General features: G+C 47.4%; 20 protein-coding genes. 14 read left to right on the top strand and 6 right to left on the bottom strand.

The features are described from left to right. A partial coding sequence (locus H4O21_RS25520; RefSeq protein WP_220495827.1) for a hypothetical protein occupies nucleotides 1-236 on the top strand: 236 nt, incomplete at its 5' end. A gap of 181 nt (nucleotides 237-417) precedes the next feature. On the opposite strand, the gene H4O21_RS23605 is transcribed toward H4O21_RS25520, so the two are convergent. Beyond that, on the bottom strand, nucleotides 418-1,020 hold the full coding sequence (locus H4O21_RS23605) for a DNA-binding protein (RefSeq protein WP_182812164.1): 603 nt from the start codon (nucleotides 1,018-1,020) through the stop codon (nucleotides 418-420). A gap of 308 nt (nucleotides 1,021-1,328) precedes the next feature. Between H4O21_RS23605 and H4O21_RS23600 the strand changes: the two genes are divergently transcribed. From H4O21_RS23600 to H4O21_RS23585, 4 genes are all read left to right on the top strand, one after another. Then, entirely contained in the window at nucleotides 1,329-2,072 is a 744-nt protein-coding gene (locus H4O21_RS23600) for a hypothetical protein (RefSeq protein WP_182812161.1), read from the top strand. A gap of 32 nt (nucleotides 2,073-2,104) precedes the next feature. Continuing rightward, complete coding sequence (locus H4O21_RS23595; RefSeq protein ID WP_182812158.1) at nucleotides 2,105-2,929, top strand: hypothetical protein; 825 nt, start codon at nucleotides 2,105-2,107, stop codon at nucleotides 2,927-2,929. Further along, nucleotides 2,926-3,441, top strand: a complete 516-nt coding sequence (locus H4O21_RS23590; RefSeq protein WP_182812155.1) for a metal-dependent hydrolase — start codon at nucleotides 2,926-2,928, stop codon at nucleotides 3,439-3,441. The genes H4O21_RS23595 and H4O21_RS23590 overlap by 4 nt, the downstream gene beginning before the upstream one ends. Before the next feature lie 71 nt (nucleotides 3,442-3,512). Continuing rightward, nucleotides 3,513-4,139, top strand: a complete 627-nt coding sequence (locus H4O21_RS23585) for a hypothetical protein (RefSeq protein ID WP_182812153.1) — start codon at nucleotides 3,513-3,515, stop codon at nucleotides 4,137-4,139. 368 nt (nucleotides 4,140-4,507) lie between these two features. Here H4O21_RS23585 and H4O21_RS23580 read toward each other — a convergent pair whose 3' ends face one another. Next, complete coding sequence (locus H4O21_RS23580; protein ID WP_182812149.1) at nucleotides 4,508-5,077, bottom strand: recombinase family protein; 570 nt, start codon at nucleotides 5,075-5,077, stop codon at nucleotides 4,508-4,510. A gap of 817 nt (nucleotides 5,078-5,894) precedes the next feature. On the opposite strand from H4O21_RS23580, the gene H4O21_RS23575 reads away from it, so the two are divergent. The 7 genes from H4O21_RS23575 to H4O21_RS23545 all read left to right on the top strand — a co-directional run bounded on the left by H4O21_RS23575 (nucleotide 5,895) and on the right by H4O21_RS23545 (nucleotide 10,226). Then, nucleotides 5,895-6,302, top strand: coding sequence for a type II toxin-antitoxin system RelE/ParE family toxin (locus H4O21_RS23575; RefSeq protein ID WP_255487441.1), 408 nt, complete (start codon nucleotides 5,895-5,897; stop codon nucleotides 6,300-6,302). A 12-nt stretch (nucleotides 6,303-6,314) separates the two neighbouring features. After that, nucleotides 6,315-6,617 (top strand): NadS family protein, encoded by a 303-nt coding sequence (gene nadS, locus H4O21_RS23570; RefSeq protein ID WP_182812146.1) that lies wholly within the window; start codon nucleotides 6,315-6,317, stop codon nucleotides 6,615-6,617. Nucleotides 6,618-6,631: 14 nt separating this feature from the next. Beyond that, the gene (locus H4O21_RS23565) at nucleotides 6,632-6,814 is read left to right on the top strand and encodes a hypothetical protein (RefSeq protein ID WP_182812143.1); all 183 of its coding nucleotides are present in this window, start codon (nucleotides 6,632-6,634) and stop codon (nucleotides 6,812-6,814) included. Nucleotides 6,815-6,827: 13 nt separating this feature from the next. Further along, nucleotides 6,828-7,724, top strand: a complete 897-nt coding sequence (gene trfA / locus H4O21_RS23560) for a plasmid replication initiator TrfA (protein ID WP_220495825.1) — start codon at nucleotides 6,828-6,830, stop codon at nucleotides 7,722-7,724. Between the two features lie 671 nt (nucleotides 7,725-8,395). Continuing rightward, complete coding sequence (locus tag H4O21_RS23555) at nucleotides 8,396-8,581, top strand: hypothetical protein (RefSeq protein WP_182812140.1); 186 nt, start codon at nucleotides 8,396-8,398, stop codon at nucleotides 8,579-8,581. A gap of 337 nt (nucleotides 8,582-8,918) precedes the next feature. Further along, nucleotides 8,919-9,374: a hypothetical protein gene (locus H4O21_RS23550; RefSeq protein WP_182812137.1), complete on the top strand. Its 456-nt coding sequence runs from the start codon at nucleotides 8,919-8,921 to the stop codon at nucleotides 9,372-9,374. A 231-nt stretch (nucleotides 9,375-9,605) separates the two neighbouring features. After that, nucleotides 9,606-10,226 carry a tetratricopeptide repeat protein gene (locus tag H4O21_RS23545; protein ID WP_182812135.1) on the top strand — a complete coding sequence of 207 codons (621 nt, stop codon included), beginning with the start codon at nucleotides 9,606-9,608 and terminating at the stop codon, nucleotides 10,224-10,226. 52 nt (nucleotides 10,227-10,278) lie between these two features. On the opposite strand, the gene H4O21_RS23540 is transcribed toward H4O21_RS23545, so the two are convergent. Next, entirely contained in the window at nucleotides 10,279-10,881 is a 603-nt protein-coding gene (locus tag H4O21_RS23540) for a recombinase family protein (protein WP_182812132.1), read from the bottom strand. Between the two features lie 235 nt (nucleotides 10,882-11,116). On the opposite strand from H4O21_RS23540, the gene H4O21_RS23535 reads away from it, so the two are divergent. Then, nucleotides 11,117-11,749 (top strand): DUF7986 domain-containing protein, encoded by a 633-nt coding sequence (locus H4O21_RS23535; RefSeq protein WP_182812129.1) that lies wholly within the window; start codon nucleotides 11,117-11,119, stop codon nucleotides 11,747-11,749. An 8-nt stretch (nucleotides 11,750-11,757) separates the two neighbouring features. On the opposite strand, the gene H4O21_RS23530 is transcribed toward H4O21_RS23535, so the two are convergent. The 3 genes from H4O21_RS23530 to relB form a co-directional block, all read right to left on the bottom strand. After that, complete coding sequence (locus H4O21_RS23530; RefSeq protein ID WP_182812126.1) at nucleotides 11,758-12,006, bottom strand: hypothetical protein; 249 nt, start codon at nucleotides 12,004-12,006, stop codon at nucleotides 11,758-11,760. Further along, on the bottom strand, nucleotides 12,003-12,635 hold the full coding sequence (locus H4O21_RS23525; protein ID WP_182812123.1) for an AAA family ATPase: 633 nt from the start codon (nucleotides 12,633-12,635) through the stop codon (nucleotides 12,003-12,005). Before H4O21_RS23525 ends, H4O21_RS23530 begins: the two co-directional genes overlap by 4 nt. Nucleotides 12,636-12,768: 133 nt before the next feature. Continuing rightward, nucleotides 12,769-12,990 (bottom strand): type II toxin-antitoxin system RelB family antitoxin, encoded by a 222-nt coding sequence (gene relB / locus H4O21_RS23520; protein WP_182812121.1) that lies wholly within the window; start codon nucleotides 12,988-12,990, stop codon nucleotides 12,769-12,771. Between the two features lie 724 nt (nucleotides 12,991-13,714). Between relB and H4O21_RS23515 the strand changes: the two genes are divergently transcribed. Then, nucleotides 13,715-14,560: a replication initiation protein gene (locus H4O21_RS23515; protein WP_182812118.1), complete on the top strand. Its 846-nt coding sequence runs from the start codon at nucleotides 13,715-13,717 to the stop codon at nucleotides 14,558-14,560. The last annotated feature ends 453 nt before the right edge of the window (nucleotides 14,561-15,013 follow it).

Raw genomic sequence — 15,013 nt, 5'->3', positions numbered from 1 at the left:
GGCTATTCCAATTACTGCCTGTCTACCGTCAAGCCCTTTATTTATCAGCCCTCTGGCTTTTATTAAGGGACGGATTGATCGTTAAAGGTGGACAAAAAGTTGACGCTGTTTGTCATGATAAGTGGAGGGATTCCGGTATATCTGAACGTTTAATGTGGAGAGATTCAGTGCCTTCAGAACCTGAAACAACGAGGGATTCCGGTATCGATTCTGCTCAAAGGTGGACAAAAACCTGACAGCTTAGTGGCTATTCCAATTACTGCCTATCTCCGTAAAGCCCTTTATTTATCAGCCCTCTGGCCTTTATTAAGGGACGGATTGATCGTTAAAGGTGGACAAAAAGTTGACGCTGTTTGTCATGATAAGTGGAGGGATTCCGGTATCAATCCTGCCCAAAGGTGGACAAAAACCTGACGGCTACCGGCTCCGGACAATCTCTATCAGTTCCTGCTGCAGTGCTTTGTTCTCGCTGCGGGCCTCTCTCAGTTCCTCACGCAAGGTGTCGATCTGCTGCCGGTAATCATCCTGGTATGTGGTCAGCGTGGCATTGAGTACGTCTGTTTTTTCCTTCTCTGTCCGGATCTCTGTCAGCGTCTGTTCCAGTGTCTGCAGTTGTCTGGCCTGGTGTTCATTACTGAGCTGACGCTCTGTCAGCGCCTTTTCCAATCGGGCAATCTCTGCCTGAGACTCTGACAGCTCGGTGCTGATCTCATCGACTTCTTCTCTGGCCTGCGTCCGGATCTGTTCACTTTGCGCGGTGGCCATGTCACTGGCCGTACTCCAGACCTGGCCCAGTGCGATCTGTACAGCCTGTTTCAGCTCGTCTGGCATCTGCAGGGCGGCACTGATGTCTTCTTTACGCTCCTGCCGCCATTCCCGCATAACCGGTGATATATGGGAGAGAGAGCCGCCACCGAGCCTCTGACGAACCTGTTCATTGGTCGGATTGTCGTTGCCTTTGGCCACTAAGTGATTTGCGGCGTTAATGATCCGGGTTCTGATATCGGGTTTTACGTCCATAATATTGTCCGTCAACTTGTATTGTATGTATTTATGATACGAACAATACATTTCCACTGCCATGTTTACAAGCCGTTAATCCGGAACAGACAAACCTGGGATATTTACCGGAAGTTTCTCCGGATCTTCGGGGGCTGGAAAAGGGCCTGAAAAGTGTCCGGAAATAACGATCGTTATTTCTGACAGGGGTTGTATCCCTGTTTGTGGCGTTTTAGTATCAGGGTTAGATACCCCATATCTTTGCGACTTTTCGCTGCACGTTGTGCGAAATTAACAGACGTTAGCTGCACAGGCAGGATGCCCGTTTTATGCGATTTCTGAAGCTAAGGACCCATACAGTACCCCGAAAAGGCGGAATCCGTGCCGTGACTCCGCTTGTCGTTGATGCCCCCCGAAAGTTCGCCCCGTCCAAAGACAGAAAAGAACGTTGCCTCAGTAAAAAGCGTTGCTTACTGATCACAGGTGCCCATGATTCCGGTAAAACCCGCTGGTTAACCCGTCTGAAAGGGGAATGGGAGGCGATCTGGGGGGCAAAAATCAAAACAGAACCGGTCTGGCTCAGTGCGCTGGCTCCTGTCGGGTCCTGGATTGATAACCCGGCAGTGGCTAACTGGCACGATGATCTGGAAAAAGAAAAGCTGAAAGCCGATCCCGACTACCGTTTACGGCTGTGGGACAAGCTGAATCAGCAGCAAAAAGCGGACATTCTTCCGGACTATTTACGGGAAAACGACGGTTTGTTGTTTATCGATGACGCCCACCGGCTGACAGGCCGAAAGCTGCAGATTGCCCGGCAATGTGTGATTGCTGCAAAAATCTGGGTGATTACCGCCAGTCAGGAAAACCGGCTAGCACCTAATTTGCGACCGGTGATAGAAAGACGCGATCCCCAGCGGACTCAGCTGAAAACAGACGCCAGTTATGACGCCACCGGCGTTGCGGTCTGGATCATGATGCTGCTGGCTCTGGGCGCGGGATGGTGGGAAATATCACTGGTCCTCGGGGGTCTTAAGATGTTGGGTAATGGTCGTACATCCACCAGGCCCGACTGACTTAAGCAGGGTAAGCACAGGGAGGTGCTTTCTTGAAGATCATCGCTCGTTTTCTGATTAAGACGTTAGCCTTTCTGTTGCTGTATTTGTTTTTCAGCGAACTGTTCAAACCGCTGTTTGCTCAGACACCGGCAGACGAGCCGCCGACGGAATCCTTCTGGCAGATTGCACCGATTTTCTCCGGACAGGCAGAACCCCCGCCTGAGATCCGGACCTACCAGTTACCCCGCTTTGATAATCACGCCCAGGGGAATCATCACAGTGCGGTACCGCCATTAAAGCTGGCACCGGCCATCGATTATGATGCCCTGTACCAGGCGGCACTGAACTGTTATCCGGAGAAAAGTAAATTCGGCCTGGAGGTTGAGCTGGAAGGAGCCTTTAAGAACCGGAAAACTTACGACTATACCGGCTCGGAAATTGGACAGCACTATATCGGTCTGGTGGCCCGGATGCCGCTGTATAGCGCCTCAGAGCTTAACCGCGAGAGAGAGCGGGAATACAAACGCCGGACAGAAACGGCCTCGACCATAGGGGCATTTCTGCAGGCTCTGGCGAAGCGCAATCACTCGATCCGACAACTGGGTCTGTATCAGAGTCTGGAAGCCCGGTCACAGATCCGGGTTCAGCAGGGCGTGGCCACGACAGCCGAGCAGGTGCAGTTTCTGGAGAAAGTCGCCCTGGCACAAGAGAGCCTGATTACAGCAGAAACCGCACTGGCAGAGCACCGGCTGGGCCTGATCGCAGCCTGTTCAGACGATAAAGCCCCGCTGCTGAATGATTACCTGAAGCGGATCAGTGTTAAGAACCTGCAACCTCCGGAGGCAGGGCAGAGTAGCGGCCAGAATGCTTCATGAAGTGGTTTAACCACATGGCCATCGCCGGTGCGACCTGTGCGGTGGTGAACCCGGCCCTAGTGCCGGTGGCGGTGCTCGGTGCCACGGCACCGGACTGGCTGGAGTGGATAGGTAAAGCATTGGGTCGACGGGTTAAACACCGGACAGTGACTCACTACTTTGTCGTCTGGCTGGTGGCGTGTCTGGGTGCATGGCCACTGGACCCGACTGGTATAGTGACCGCCTTTTGTTATGGGGGCCTGACGCATGTGATGACGGATGCCATGACCGTTACCGGTGTACCGTTCGGGCCCCATTCAGACCGGCGGTTTCATCTGTTTGGTGGCCGGTTCCGGACAGGTGAACCGGCAGAGTACGGGATTGCATTTGGTGTGGTGGCAGTGTGTGCCGTTCTGGTGATGCTGCTGAGTGCCAGCGGGTGGTATCCGTTTTTTTATGATTGGGCTGGGTTATATAACTCGGGGGTGATTGACGGCGCAGAGTGGCGGGCGAATCGGTTCAGGTTTTTCTGATGTGTCTCTTGACTTCTAACTAATAAAAAACCATCATTTCAACTGCAGAGAACTACAGAAGAGTTGAAAAGATGAATGCATATATTATTAGAGCAAAATCACATGGCTATGATTACGAAAATGAGTTCTTAGATGGAAGAATCAGTATTGGATGGCCATGCAAAAAAGATTTAACCAATAGCGATAGAGGAGAAATAAAATCAGCGCTTCAGCAAGCGTATGGTAGAGATGAAATTACAGAAACAGCTGTATCAATGGTTGAAGAGTTTATGGGTGCTCCTGAAAGTTCGATCATTTTAAACCCATCGATAAGCAACAGATCTCTGATTCATATATTTAGAACAACAGGAACTTGCCAGTACGATGTAAGCAGAGACAATGATGAGTATGGAAACCCTCATGCTATTCAAGCCACACACTTGAGAACAGTTGCAAGAAGTGATCTTCCTGAAAGAATTATTCGCTCACTCTCAGGTGCCAGGAAAACTGTTTCTAATATTTCTAGACACTCGGAAGTTATTGAAGCCTTTTTAGACTCGCCCTATACAGAAAATGTTGAAAAAGAAGAACGTAAAAAGAAAAATACAGCCTACAAAGCAGATGCTTTCCTTGTTCTATACAACCTGCTCGATAGTGAAAGTGAAGATATCCGCCTAAAAGCAGCAATTGGTTTGCTAAACATTGACGACGACTTTTAATACTAACCCCCGCTATAAGCGCCCCGCAGGGGCACTTATAGCGGGGTGGGTGGGTAGAGCAGCCCGTAGTGCCCCACCCGACACAGAACCCACATAGGGCACAGAACCACGGTGGCGCGTTCGCTGGCTTAGGGTGTGGCCAGCGGGACTGACCCGGCTTGTGCCGAACCACTGTCATTTCGCGCTGGAACAGTGCGATAAGAAATGACTGTGGTGACGTACAAACGGAAGCAGGGCCGCCGGGAGCGATCGCGCCACTGTGAAGCGGTGGACACGCCACGACCGGACGGGCACAAGGTGGGGCAGTAGGGCTGCTGGGAGCCTCTTTTTCTCGGGTGACTCCGGAGGCCCGTGCGTACACAGCACAACTACGCTGATTTTTCGTCCGGAGCTTCGACGGTACGCTTGATTGTTAACCGGCTGACGCCATACTGACGGCTTAATTCGGCTTTGCTTTTGCCAGAGGCAAACGCATGGCGAATGGCGGATTTCTGCTCTGCCGTCAGTTTGGGCGGACGGCCACCTAAACGGCCAGTGGCCTTACGGCCTTCCTGGGTACGGCTGACAATAAAATTGCGTTCCAGCTCAGCGAACATACCCAGTAACTGGATCATGGCCTTGGCCATAGGATCGTTATGCTCTGTGGTATCGATGTTCTGGTCCAGGCACTTAAAGCCAACGCCCTGACTCTGAAAGTCATCAAGCGTGACCAGCACCTGTGACAAAGAACGCCCCAAGCGATCCAGTTTAGTGACCACAACCGTGTCACCTTCCCTGATATACGCTTTCAGCTTATCCAGTGCTTCTTTATTGCTGTCTGCTTTACCTGAGTGCTTACCCTGAAAAATCTTGATACAGCCCGCGTCCGTCAAGGCTTTGACCTGTAATTCCAGATCCTGTGCTTGTGTTGATACCCGCGCAAAACCAATTAATGCCATGATGATTCCCTCCAGAAAAGATATGTCCAAAACTCACAACTTATGTACATATGATACAACCATGAAACTAACTTTAAAAGTGATATTTTGAGCATGCAACTTACACTGATACTAGTTTTGGTCATGTAGCCAATGAACACCCCGGAAATCACACCAGCACTGGCCGCCATGCACCCACCTGGCCCACCCCGGCCTGCAGGCATCGGGCGTGGCGGGACCATCCGTAGCCCGTAGCGCAGTGACAGTGTGCAGCCTGCGGAGCTGAGGCCGACGTAGCCGGAATGTGGAGCAGGCGCCGCGAAACATTCTGTTGGAAGCGCAATGCAAGCCGTGAGCTGATGCGACCGACCGCAATCTTTGAGCCTGTGACGCTGATGGCCGAATGCTTTTGCTGTTATGAGGCCTTCAGCGGAGGTGGCGAAGAATGAGGACAAAGGGAGCATGAGCGAGGTGCGCAGCGTGGAGCTGGAAACAGAGTGTTGAGCAAGCTTGCGTAACGTGAAGGCGGAGATCGGGCTGAGCGGAGTGGCGGAGCGCGTCACGAAAGCGGAGGGCGGAGGATGGTCAGGGGCAGGCCGGGGTGGGCATGAATCACTCATATCCTATCTGGCTGAACCACAGTAACGACCTTTTCTTGTCTATACAGATTTATGAATATGACGTTGTGAATCCCCATTATATCTATTGGAAAAACGCTTGATCTTGCCTATGTCCTCATGACGACCAATGCTCTAATCCCCCAGCTAACAGTAAGGAACAGAGTGCGTGCTATAAGACCTTCATAAGAGTCATAAACAGATCAAAGGGAACAAGAGTGATGGATAAAAATACTCAGATTAGAAAAACTGCATCGAATTGGTACAAAGTACCTGCTAGAATGAAATCTAATACCAATGGAACAAGCATGTTTACATTCATAGAACTAGCCAGTTTCAGTCATCGACGTGCAAATTACCTGACCGACGATGAGTTTAAAGAGCTGCAGGAAAATCTGATCGAAAATCCGGAAGCCGGAGTGATTATTCAGAATACAGGTGGATTCAGAAAACTCAGATGGGCTAGCCGTTCAGGTGGAAAACGTGGTGGCTTAAGAGTTATTTACTACAACTTGTCAGCTAAAACCGGAAAGCTTTATCTGGCAACAATATACGCCAAAACAGACACTGCTGACCTGACGCCGGATCAGAAAAAACAGCTGAAACTCGTTGCTTCAAAACTGAAGTAACAGGAGGAAATAATGAACGATGAGCTATTTAGCGAATTACTCGCCAGCGCAGAAGAGATGGTCGCAATAGAAAACGGCTCAATTACACCAGATCCAGCCAGAGTACATCATTTTGACACGATTGATGTAAAAGCCATCAGAAAAGCTGCAAACCGTACACAACAAGAATTTGCCAGCCTGATCGGTGCCAGTTCTGAAACGGTCAGAAGCTGGGAGATGAAACGAAGAAACCCCAGTGGCACAGCAAAAAAGTTATTGATATTGCTGCAGGATAATCCCAAAGAGATGTTAAATATTCTGGAAGCTGCACGCTAACAACAGGACAGGTTATGGCAAGAACACTTGATCAGATCATTAGCAGTGAAAAACCACCGGTTATCGCTCAAGCGAAAAGAAATGCATCAAAGACATTATGGAATATTCGCCGGACAATGTCTGATCAATCCTCGGGGATACAACAAGCTGGTGAAGTAGAACAATCAAAACTCCAGCATTCTGACAAGGATCAGTAATCGAGGAACCCTCATGGCCAGTCCAGCTGATATGATCGCCCGCCTGATGGCGGAACAGATGAACAAATCTGCAGAACAGGCAGACAATGCCCCGGAAACAGTCACGTCAGACCAGGCAGAACAGAGTGCTGAAGTTATCCGGCTGCCGGTGTGGCCAGAGTCTGTGCGGGGGATGCCTAATACAGTATTAAGATCCGCCCTGTTCGGAGCAATCAGGCGCGGCCCCCGGAAATATCAGGATCGGGTAGAAAAAGCCTGTCTGAATGGCATCAGGTTAATTCACTCTGGCCCAACACTGGATCAGGCCGATCTGGATGTATGGCAACAATGCCTTCACCTGGCCAAAGACAATGCACTGGGTAGCTATATTGAGTTTTCAGCCCATAGCTTTCTGAAAGGCATACAGCGCAGCACAGGCAAGAGTCAGCATGAATGGCTGAAAGGGTCTTTCATGCGTCTGGCTGGCTCTGTTGTTGAAATTTCTGACGGAACAAGCACTTACTTTGGCCCGTTAATCCATCATGGAAAACGCAACGAAGATACCGGACTCTATGGAATAGAAATTAATCCTGCTATGGCCATTCTGTTTAACGATACAAGCTGGACACAGCTGGAGTTTGATCAACGTATGGCCCTGAAACGTCAGCCACTGGCCCAATGGCTGCACGGTTTTTACAGTACACACGCACAACCCTATCCGATAAAAGTCAGTACGCTGCATGAGTTGTGTGGCAGTGAAACTCAACAGATGTACCACTTCAGATCAGAACTGAAAAAAGCCCTGGGAGTATTACATGAGTTGTCTGATTGGGAATGGCAAATTGACGATAAGGATTTAGTGCATATCAAGAAAACACCATCAGCCAGTCAGCAGCGGCATCTGACGAAAAAGGGAGAAAGCACGTCGTAGCACCCACGGTGGCATGGTATAGCACCCACGGTGGCACGGCATAGCACCGATGGTAGCACGGCATAGCACCGATGGTAGCACGGCATAGCACCGATGGTAGCACGGCATAGCACCGATGGTAGCACGGCATAGCACCGATGGTAGCACGGCATAGCACCGATGGTGACACGGCATAACACCGATGGTGGCACGGCATAGCACCGATGGTGGTATGATAAAAAAACCGCTGAAGGCCTTTTACCATAAGGCTTTCAGCGATTTATTAAAAACAGCTAATCCTTTCTTAATCATTATTTAATCTTCTTTTAATCATTCAACAGACCCCTTCTGATCCTGATGTTTGTAATCTCTGCCACTCCAGGTAGAAACCATAAAAAAACCAAGTATTTACCCTGGTAGGAAAATATAACCAAGTAAAATACTATGATTTAGTGCTAATAAAGTCTGTAGAAGGAATCACAGGTTGAAAGCGTACTTTATCCCCAAAATATCCCAATCAGATGGCGTACATCTGGTACACCTACAGGAATGCGAACACTCCCCTGACATGCTGAATGGCTTTTACCTTGGGCTTTTTAACTCGAATGAAGAAGCTACAGAGGAAGCACGTAAACGACATGGATATCCAAAGATCAACGCCTGTCCGATCTGCTCAGCACTTCAGGAATGATATGAAGACATTCTGTATTGATCCTCAATCCTACCAGATTCACCGTGAGTTCTGCACACTGGCTGGCTGTAGCCGTTATCTGGGTGGTTATCCATCGGTAGATGCAGCGATCCAGTTTGCCCAGCTCCAATTCGGAACAGAAAAGGTTCATGCCTGCTATTTCTGCTCTAAAGACTATTTTTCATAGAAAAGATCATTGGCCCTCTTGTAAGCAGTTTCAGAACCAGTTCACTCAAAAAACCGAAGTAACTACATGACAAAACATAATTAATATTTCTCCAGGGAAGTGTTAACTAAATGGATGTTCCACGGGCGGGAAGTGGGGCAGATCGGGGCGGTGTGGCAATTTTGGTTAACACTTTGCAAGAATTCTGTTAACCACCTGACAAGCATGTATTTTTGCCCTTGCCCATTAGATGTAAACATACGTATATTAGGTCTTCATTTACGAATGAATAAAGGTCTGTGTTGAGCTTTAGAGGCTTACAAGGACGAATTAATATGTATAGGAATTGGCTTAACTTATGAAAGACGATAGATTACGTAGCCCTGTAAAAACAGATTACGTTGAAGCGCTTGGTCGTGCAGCTTACACATTTGCATCCCTGGAATGGCAGGTTGTTTGGTGTGCCGAAAAGATAAAACCTGGTTCTCTTGATCGAATTGTCGATGAAGAAATGACTGCTGGCAGAATTGCTAAGACCTTTATTGATCTAACCAGAAATATGCCCAAATCTTCTGAGCGCGAAGAACTGAAACTGTATGCTAGCAAATTCATGGAATTGGTTAACATTCGAAATAATATAATGCACGGTAAGCCTTGTACTGGACCAAACGGTGATTCTCGCCTGAAAGGTCGGGCGGTCATTGAAATATCTGACCTTGAGAAGGCCGCTGATGATTTTGTTGAATGTGGTGGGCACTTAAATTCTTTGTTGTATGGGTTTCTTCAGAACTACGTGCCACAAGCTAGCACGTAACCAAACTATCCGTAATTGCTTCCTGCAGCTACCCTTGCCTGTAAATGGTAAATCGGTTAACACTTTACTATGAAGTGTTAACCTGCCTAGTAATATCACCGATCATTTCCGACACAATGTGACTTAACCAAACAATAAGAAAAACTTATCGCCAATATAACAATATCTTATCTTGAACATCAGATATGTTGTTCTACTTTTAACACTCATACATTTTTACCCAGTTGCTTTTTGAGTGCTATTACAATGAGTTTTATCAGAAAAATACCTCTACTATTACTGCTTACATCCCTATCCAGCAATGTGTTATCTGAATCACTAACAGGTTCTTGTGACAATATCAAAGAAGTCAAAGAAATATACAAAGGAGCCAGTAAAAATGGACTTCTATGTATTGATGAAATCAAGAATAAAAATTACGACAAAGCGTTAGAAATATGTAAAATTGCTGGCAATAAAGGAGATTCATGGGCACAGATTCATGTCGGCATTATTTATCAATATGGTTATGGCAGTACTCTCAAAAATGACTTAGAGATGGCATACTGGTACGAAAAAGCAGCGAAGCTGAATAACCCTGCAGGTCTCACGAATATGGGAGTTATTTATACCCTGGGATTAGCTGGCAGAGAACCTGATAAAACAGAGGCAATTCACTGGTATAACAAGGCAAGAAAAGCAAAGCATCCTCGCGGAATTATGAACTTAGGTCATCTGTACCAAACCGGTGAAGAAAAGGATCTTGTTAAAGCAGAGGAGCTTTATCTTGAGTCAGCTAAGCTAGGATACAAACCTGCCTGTAAGGCACTACAAAAATTAAGAGCTCGGATGCATAAACATCATAACTCTTAAGCATTAAGCCAGTGCCATCGAATGACAGCGCTGGCATTTACTCTGAGCAGCTCTAAGGCTTTAATCCTGCACGTTTGATGTAATCCGCCAGTGTACTCGGCGCACAGCCGATAATCTTAGCAATCTGCCTCAAGCTGACATCCTTGCTCACCAGTTCTTTGATTGTCTTCTTATGAGGATCAAGCTTGTACTGGCCTGCAGGCCCCTGAGGTCTGCCCAGTATCTTGCCGTCTTTCTTTCTGGCGGCCAGTGCTTCTTTGGTTCTCATCGAGATCATTTCCCGCTCGATCTCTGCTGCCATACCTAACACTGTTGCCGTCACTCGGGACTGGATCGAGCCATCGAACACCATGTTTTGCTTGGTGATATGCACGTGAACACTTTTCTCTGTGCAGTACTCCAGCACTTCCAGTACCTGCAGGGTGGATCTGGCAATTCTGGATATCTCACTGAACACCACAATATCGCCAGGTTGAGTGTCGGCCAGTAACTGACCCAGACGACGATCCCGCCATTTTTTCTTGCCTGGTGCAGTGTCTTCGACAAATTGCAGGTTAGTCAGGCCACGTTGATTGCAGTATTCCAGAATCCCGTGACGCTGGTTATCGACATCCTGTCGGGTGGTGGATACTCGCAGATAGGCAAATACAGGCATTGTTCTGATCTCCTTTCAAAACAGTTTTTTGGAACTAAAAAAGCATTAAATCAGTATCGCTGTTTTCAATTATTCCGTACAAAACCATAAATAAAAAGCGGTTATAACTTCAGAGGCTGAGAGGGTCTGTTATCACGTAATGTATACTGAACAGTCAGCCGGAGTGAAAAGCATATCTCCTCAGGCTTTATTACTGGGTAGTCATAATAATTTTACATAAGATATTGATTTAACTATGGATATTAAAAGCTATAAGGCTCTGCGCGCTGTTGGCCAGCCACTGAATGACAGAATTCTTGAGAGTTTAACGAAGACTGATACCCGTATTGCTGCACGAGCGATGGGAGTGTTAAAGGGTAATAAAGTTGTTTTGCCTGATGAAGACGATATCAGCCGGGCCTATGATTTCTTTATTCATGATTACCGCGATCCCAATGGGGAAACACTGGTTGAGCGTTTTGATCGGAGTCATCCGGAACTGACGGATCAGGAAAGAGTCACTCTGGACTGTTTCCTGAGCTCTTCCAGTTCTTTATTTCGTATTGCTGAGGTCAATCCCGTGAGTCATACACTGGAACTGGAGGATTTGCTGAATCCAGGGCACCGGGTGACCTGGATGGATCTGGGAATCAGCCAGTTTCGTAGTCTGGTCGGTACACTGGTTTATACTCGGATACTGACTTTTCCCGATGTTAATATCAGCTCGGGTGCGCCATTACTATTCAATCCAGACGTTGAGGATACCCTGCTGGATGTGTATCCGAAGAAAATGGCAAAGATGACCGTCGGTGATGAGCAGATGAAACGAGCTGCCACTTTCTTTAAATTGTATAAGCTCTACGGCATTAAAGAGATGACATACCGTTGAGCCTGAGTTTATCCATCCTGCTCTTTCGCCAGTTTTGTAATCGCATGGCGGATCGTGGATAGCATCGACCTGTCCAGTTCTGCTGCCAGAGCCTCTAACTGTTCATATTCAATCTGGTTCATCGGCAGAGTGATGGACTTGTACTTACGGGGCTCCCGGCGGCGTTTCACTTCAGACACTGGCTCAGGCTGTACCTGGTCTGCCGCTTCTATAAATGCGCTGGGATCTTTCTTCTTGTGACGATCACGTTTTTTCATGCCGGAATCACCTCATTGAACAGGGCGTGAATTTCATCAGCTGCTTTGTTTGCGGGCATTTCTATAACGCCCAGTCCCTCAGACATACAGTCCCGGTATACCTTGCGGTCGTAGATCCGGCTGGTAAGGAAGGGAATATTCTCGTAATCGGTCACGTACTCTTCCGCCTCTGCCCCTTCTTTGCCTCTGGCATTAGTCGGACACATAGTGAACAGACCGTGTACAGTGAGCTGCTCGTTAAAGTCTTTGGCCTGATCGATGATCTCAGACATGGTGTTCAGAGTATCCAGATCCGGTTGTGAAGGCCGTACCGGAACAATCAGAATATTGGCTGCCAACATTGCGGTTCTGAGTTCTTTACTGTCACGGCCTGCCGCATCGACTATCACGACTTCGTAACGGGTATTCAGATCTTTCAGAGTGGCTCTGACGTCATCATATTTCTGGATACAGTGCACGACAGGTGCGTCTGTTTCTGTCCGGTCAGAACACCAGTTGGATGACGTAGACTGACGGTCGGCATCGACCAGGACAACGTCTGCTCCTTCTCTGGCAAATTTTGCAGCCAGATTGACCGCCAGAGTACTTTTTCCGGCACCGCCTTTCTGGCTTCCGATCAGAATAATCATGAAGACCTCAATAAAATGGAGCGTGATGTGGGGTAAGTCTCTATCATACTGTATTAATACTGATTCAGCATTAATTTGGAACTAAAAAAATCTGACTCAATGCTGGATATATTTCTTTCCTGTGACCGGTAATTCAATTATTTAATTCCTGCTCCACGCCATCCAGAGAATGCGTTTTTTCCTGTCCTGTCCGGATGCGTTGAAGGACTTCTTCTGCCAGATAAATCTCTTCCAGTTCATCGAAATGATCTTCGATCAGACGGCGAAGGTAGAACGCTTTGGAACGACCTGTGGTTTCGGCCAGGTGAGTCAGCCGGTTTTCAATATCCGGATCGAGTTGAATGCTGACAGGCATGGGATAAACCTCGTTTGCTGGGTTGTATTTGCTTCTCAGGGTGACAGGTCGTCCGGATTTATCCACAGAAAACGGGGGTAAGCCTGTGGAATAACAGTTTACGGTTTGGTTCGGCAGATGTTGGGGTCTGAGAGGCTCTCAGATGGCGTATACGGGGCTTCGCGAAGCGAAGGAGGGGCAGAGCCCCTGCCAAACCAAAAAACGCTCAGACGGCTTTACAGGGCCATTTCGCGTGATAAGGAATTTTTGATCACATCCGGAGTTGATCGCGCTCTGGTAAACCTGCGCCGAAGGCGCGAAAAAACCGCTGCGAATGCAGCGAAAGAAAGTTTGTCGACTTGTCGACGCATTTTACCACAGGGACTGGCTGATAGGTTTGAACGTGCGTTTTGCACGTTGGGGGGAGCCGGGGAGTGCGAAGCACGGGAAGGGCGCGGCGGGGGGCTTGCCCCCCTTGAGTGGGGCGCGTTTTGCGAGATTTTTCTCGCGCGCGCGTTTTCCCTTTTCCCTTTTCCCTTTTAGGGGTGAAAAAATTATTTTAAATCAATTAGTTGCAGAGTTAAAAGACGAGGGATTCCGGTATTAAAGACGAGGGATTCCGGTATTAAAGACGAGGGATTCCGGTATTAAAGACGAGGGATTCCGGTATTATAACGAGAAAATTATATTCTTGTCTTTTATAGGCAATAAGGTATCTTTGAAGCAGGGATTCGAGGGTAAAAATATGTCGAATGAAGTTGTTTATAAATCCAATGCTTTGATACAGGCTTGCTACCGTCTTTCTGTGCAAGAACAGAGAATTATTCTGTCTGCGATCTCTCAAGTCAGGAGAGACTGCACACCAACAGACGAGGTTATGTATAGCGTAAGCGCACAAACACTCTCAGAGCTAACAGGATCTTCGGTCAAACATACTTACCAGGAAATCAAAAAAGCCGCTTTGCGTTTAAAAAGACGAGAAATCTGGATTAAAGAAAATCCCAATGGCGAAGGGCTTAAAGCCAATACAATGGTAACCGGCTGGGTACAGACTATTTCTTACATAGACAGCGAAGGAAGGGTAGAACTCAGATTTAATAAGGATATTTTGCCATATTTAACAGAACTCCAATCACAGTTCACCAGCTATCGTCTGAAAAACGTTATCCAGATGACATCATCTTACGGCATTAGATTTTATGAATTATTAATTCAATGGAAGGGAAAGCAACTCCTTGAACTGGAGATCGAATGGCTGAAAGAGGCCTTTCAAATCCAGGATAGCTATCCAAGAATCTCAGATTTCAAAAAGTGGGTATTGGAACCCGCATTAAAAGACATTAATAACAATAGTGATCTTCAAGTCAGCTACACCCAAAGAAAAACAGGAAGAAAAATCACTCATCTGATTTTCAAGATTAAATCTCAAAAGGTGTCCAAAAAAGATAAGGAGGCCAAAGCACCAGTTCATTCTCCTGATTTGCCACCAATAACCAAGCCGGAACCAAATAGATCTGAGCGTACAAAGTCAGCTAAGGATGTTGCTTTAAAGGCACTGGAGCAGATGAAACTGGGCTTAACAGATGCTTAAAGACACTATATGACGAGGGATTCCGGTATCGATTCAGCACAAAGGTGGACAAAAACCTGACAGCTTAGCGGCTATTCCAATTACTGCCTGTCTACCGTCAAGCCCTTTATTTATCAGCCCTCTGGCTTTTATTAAGGGACGGATTGATCGTTAAAGGTGGACAAAAAGTTGACGCTGTTTGTCATGATAAGTGGAGGGATTCCGGTATATCTGAACGTTTAATGTGGAGAGATTCAGTGCCTTCAGAACCTGAAACAACGAGGGATTCCGGTATCGATTCTGCTCAAAGGTGGACAAAAACCTGACAGCTTAGTGGCTATTCCAATTACTGCCTGTCTACCGTCAAGCCCTTTATTTATCAGCCCTCTGGCTTTTATTAAGGGACGGATTGATCGTTAAAGGTGGACAAAAAGTTGACGCTGTTTGTCATGATAAGTGGAGGGATTCCGGTAT

This window comes from Oceanospirillum sediminis (assembly GCF_014164585.1).
GTDB lineage: Bacteria > Pseudomonadota > Gammaproteobacteria > Pseudomonadales > Halomonadaceae > Oceanospirillum > Oceanospirillum sediminis.
The sequence above is the reverse complement of the archived record's forward strand: the minus strand, read 5'-3'. Positions and strand labels throughout refer to the sequence as shown.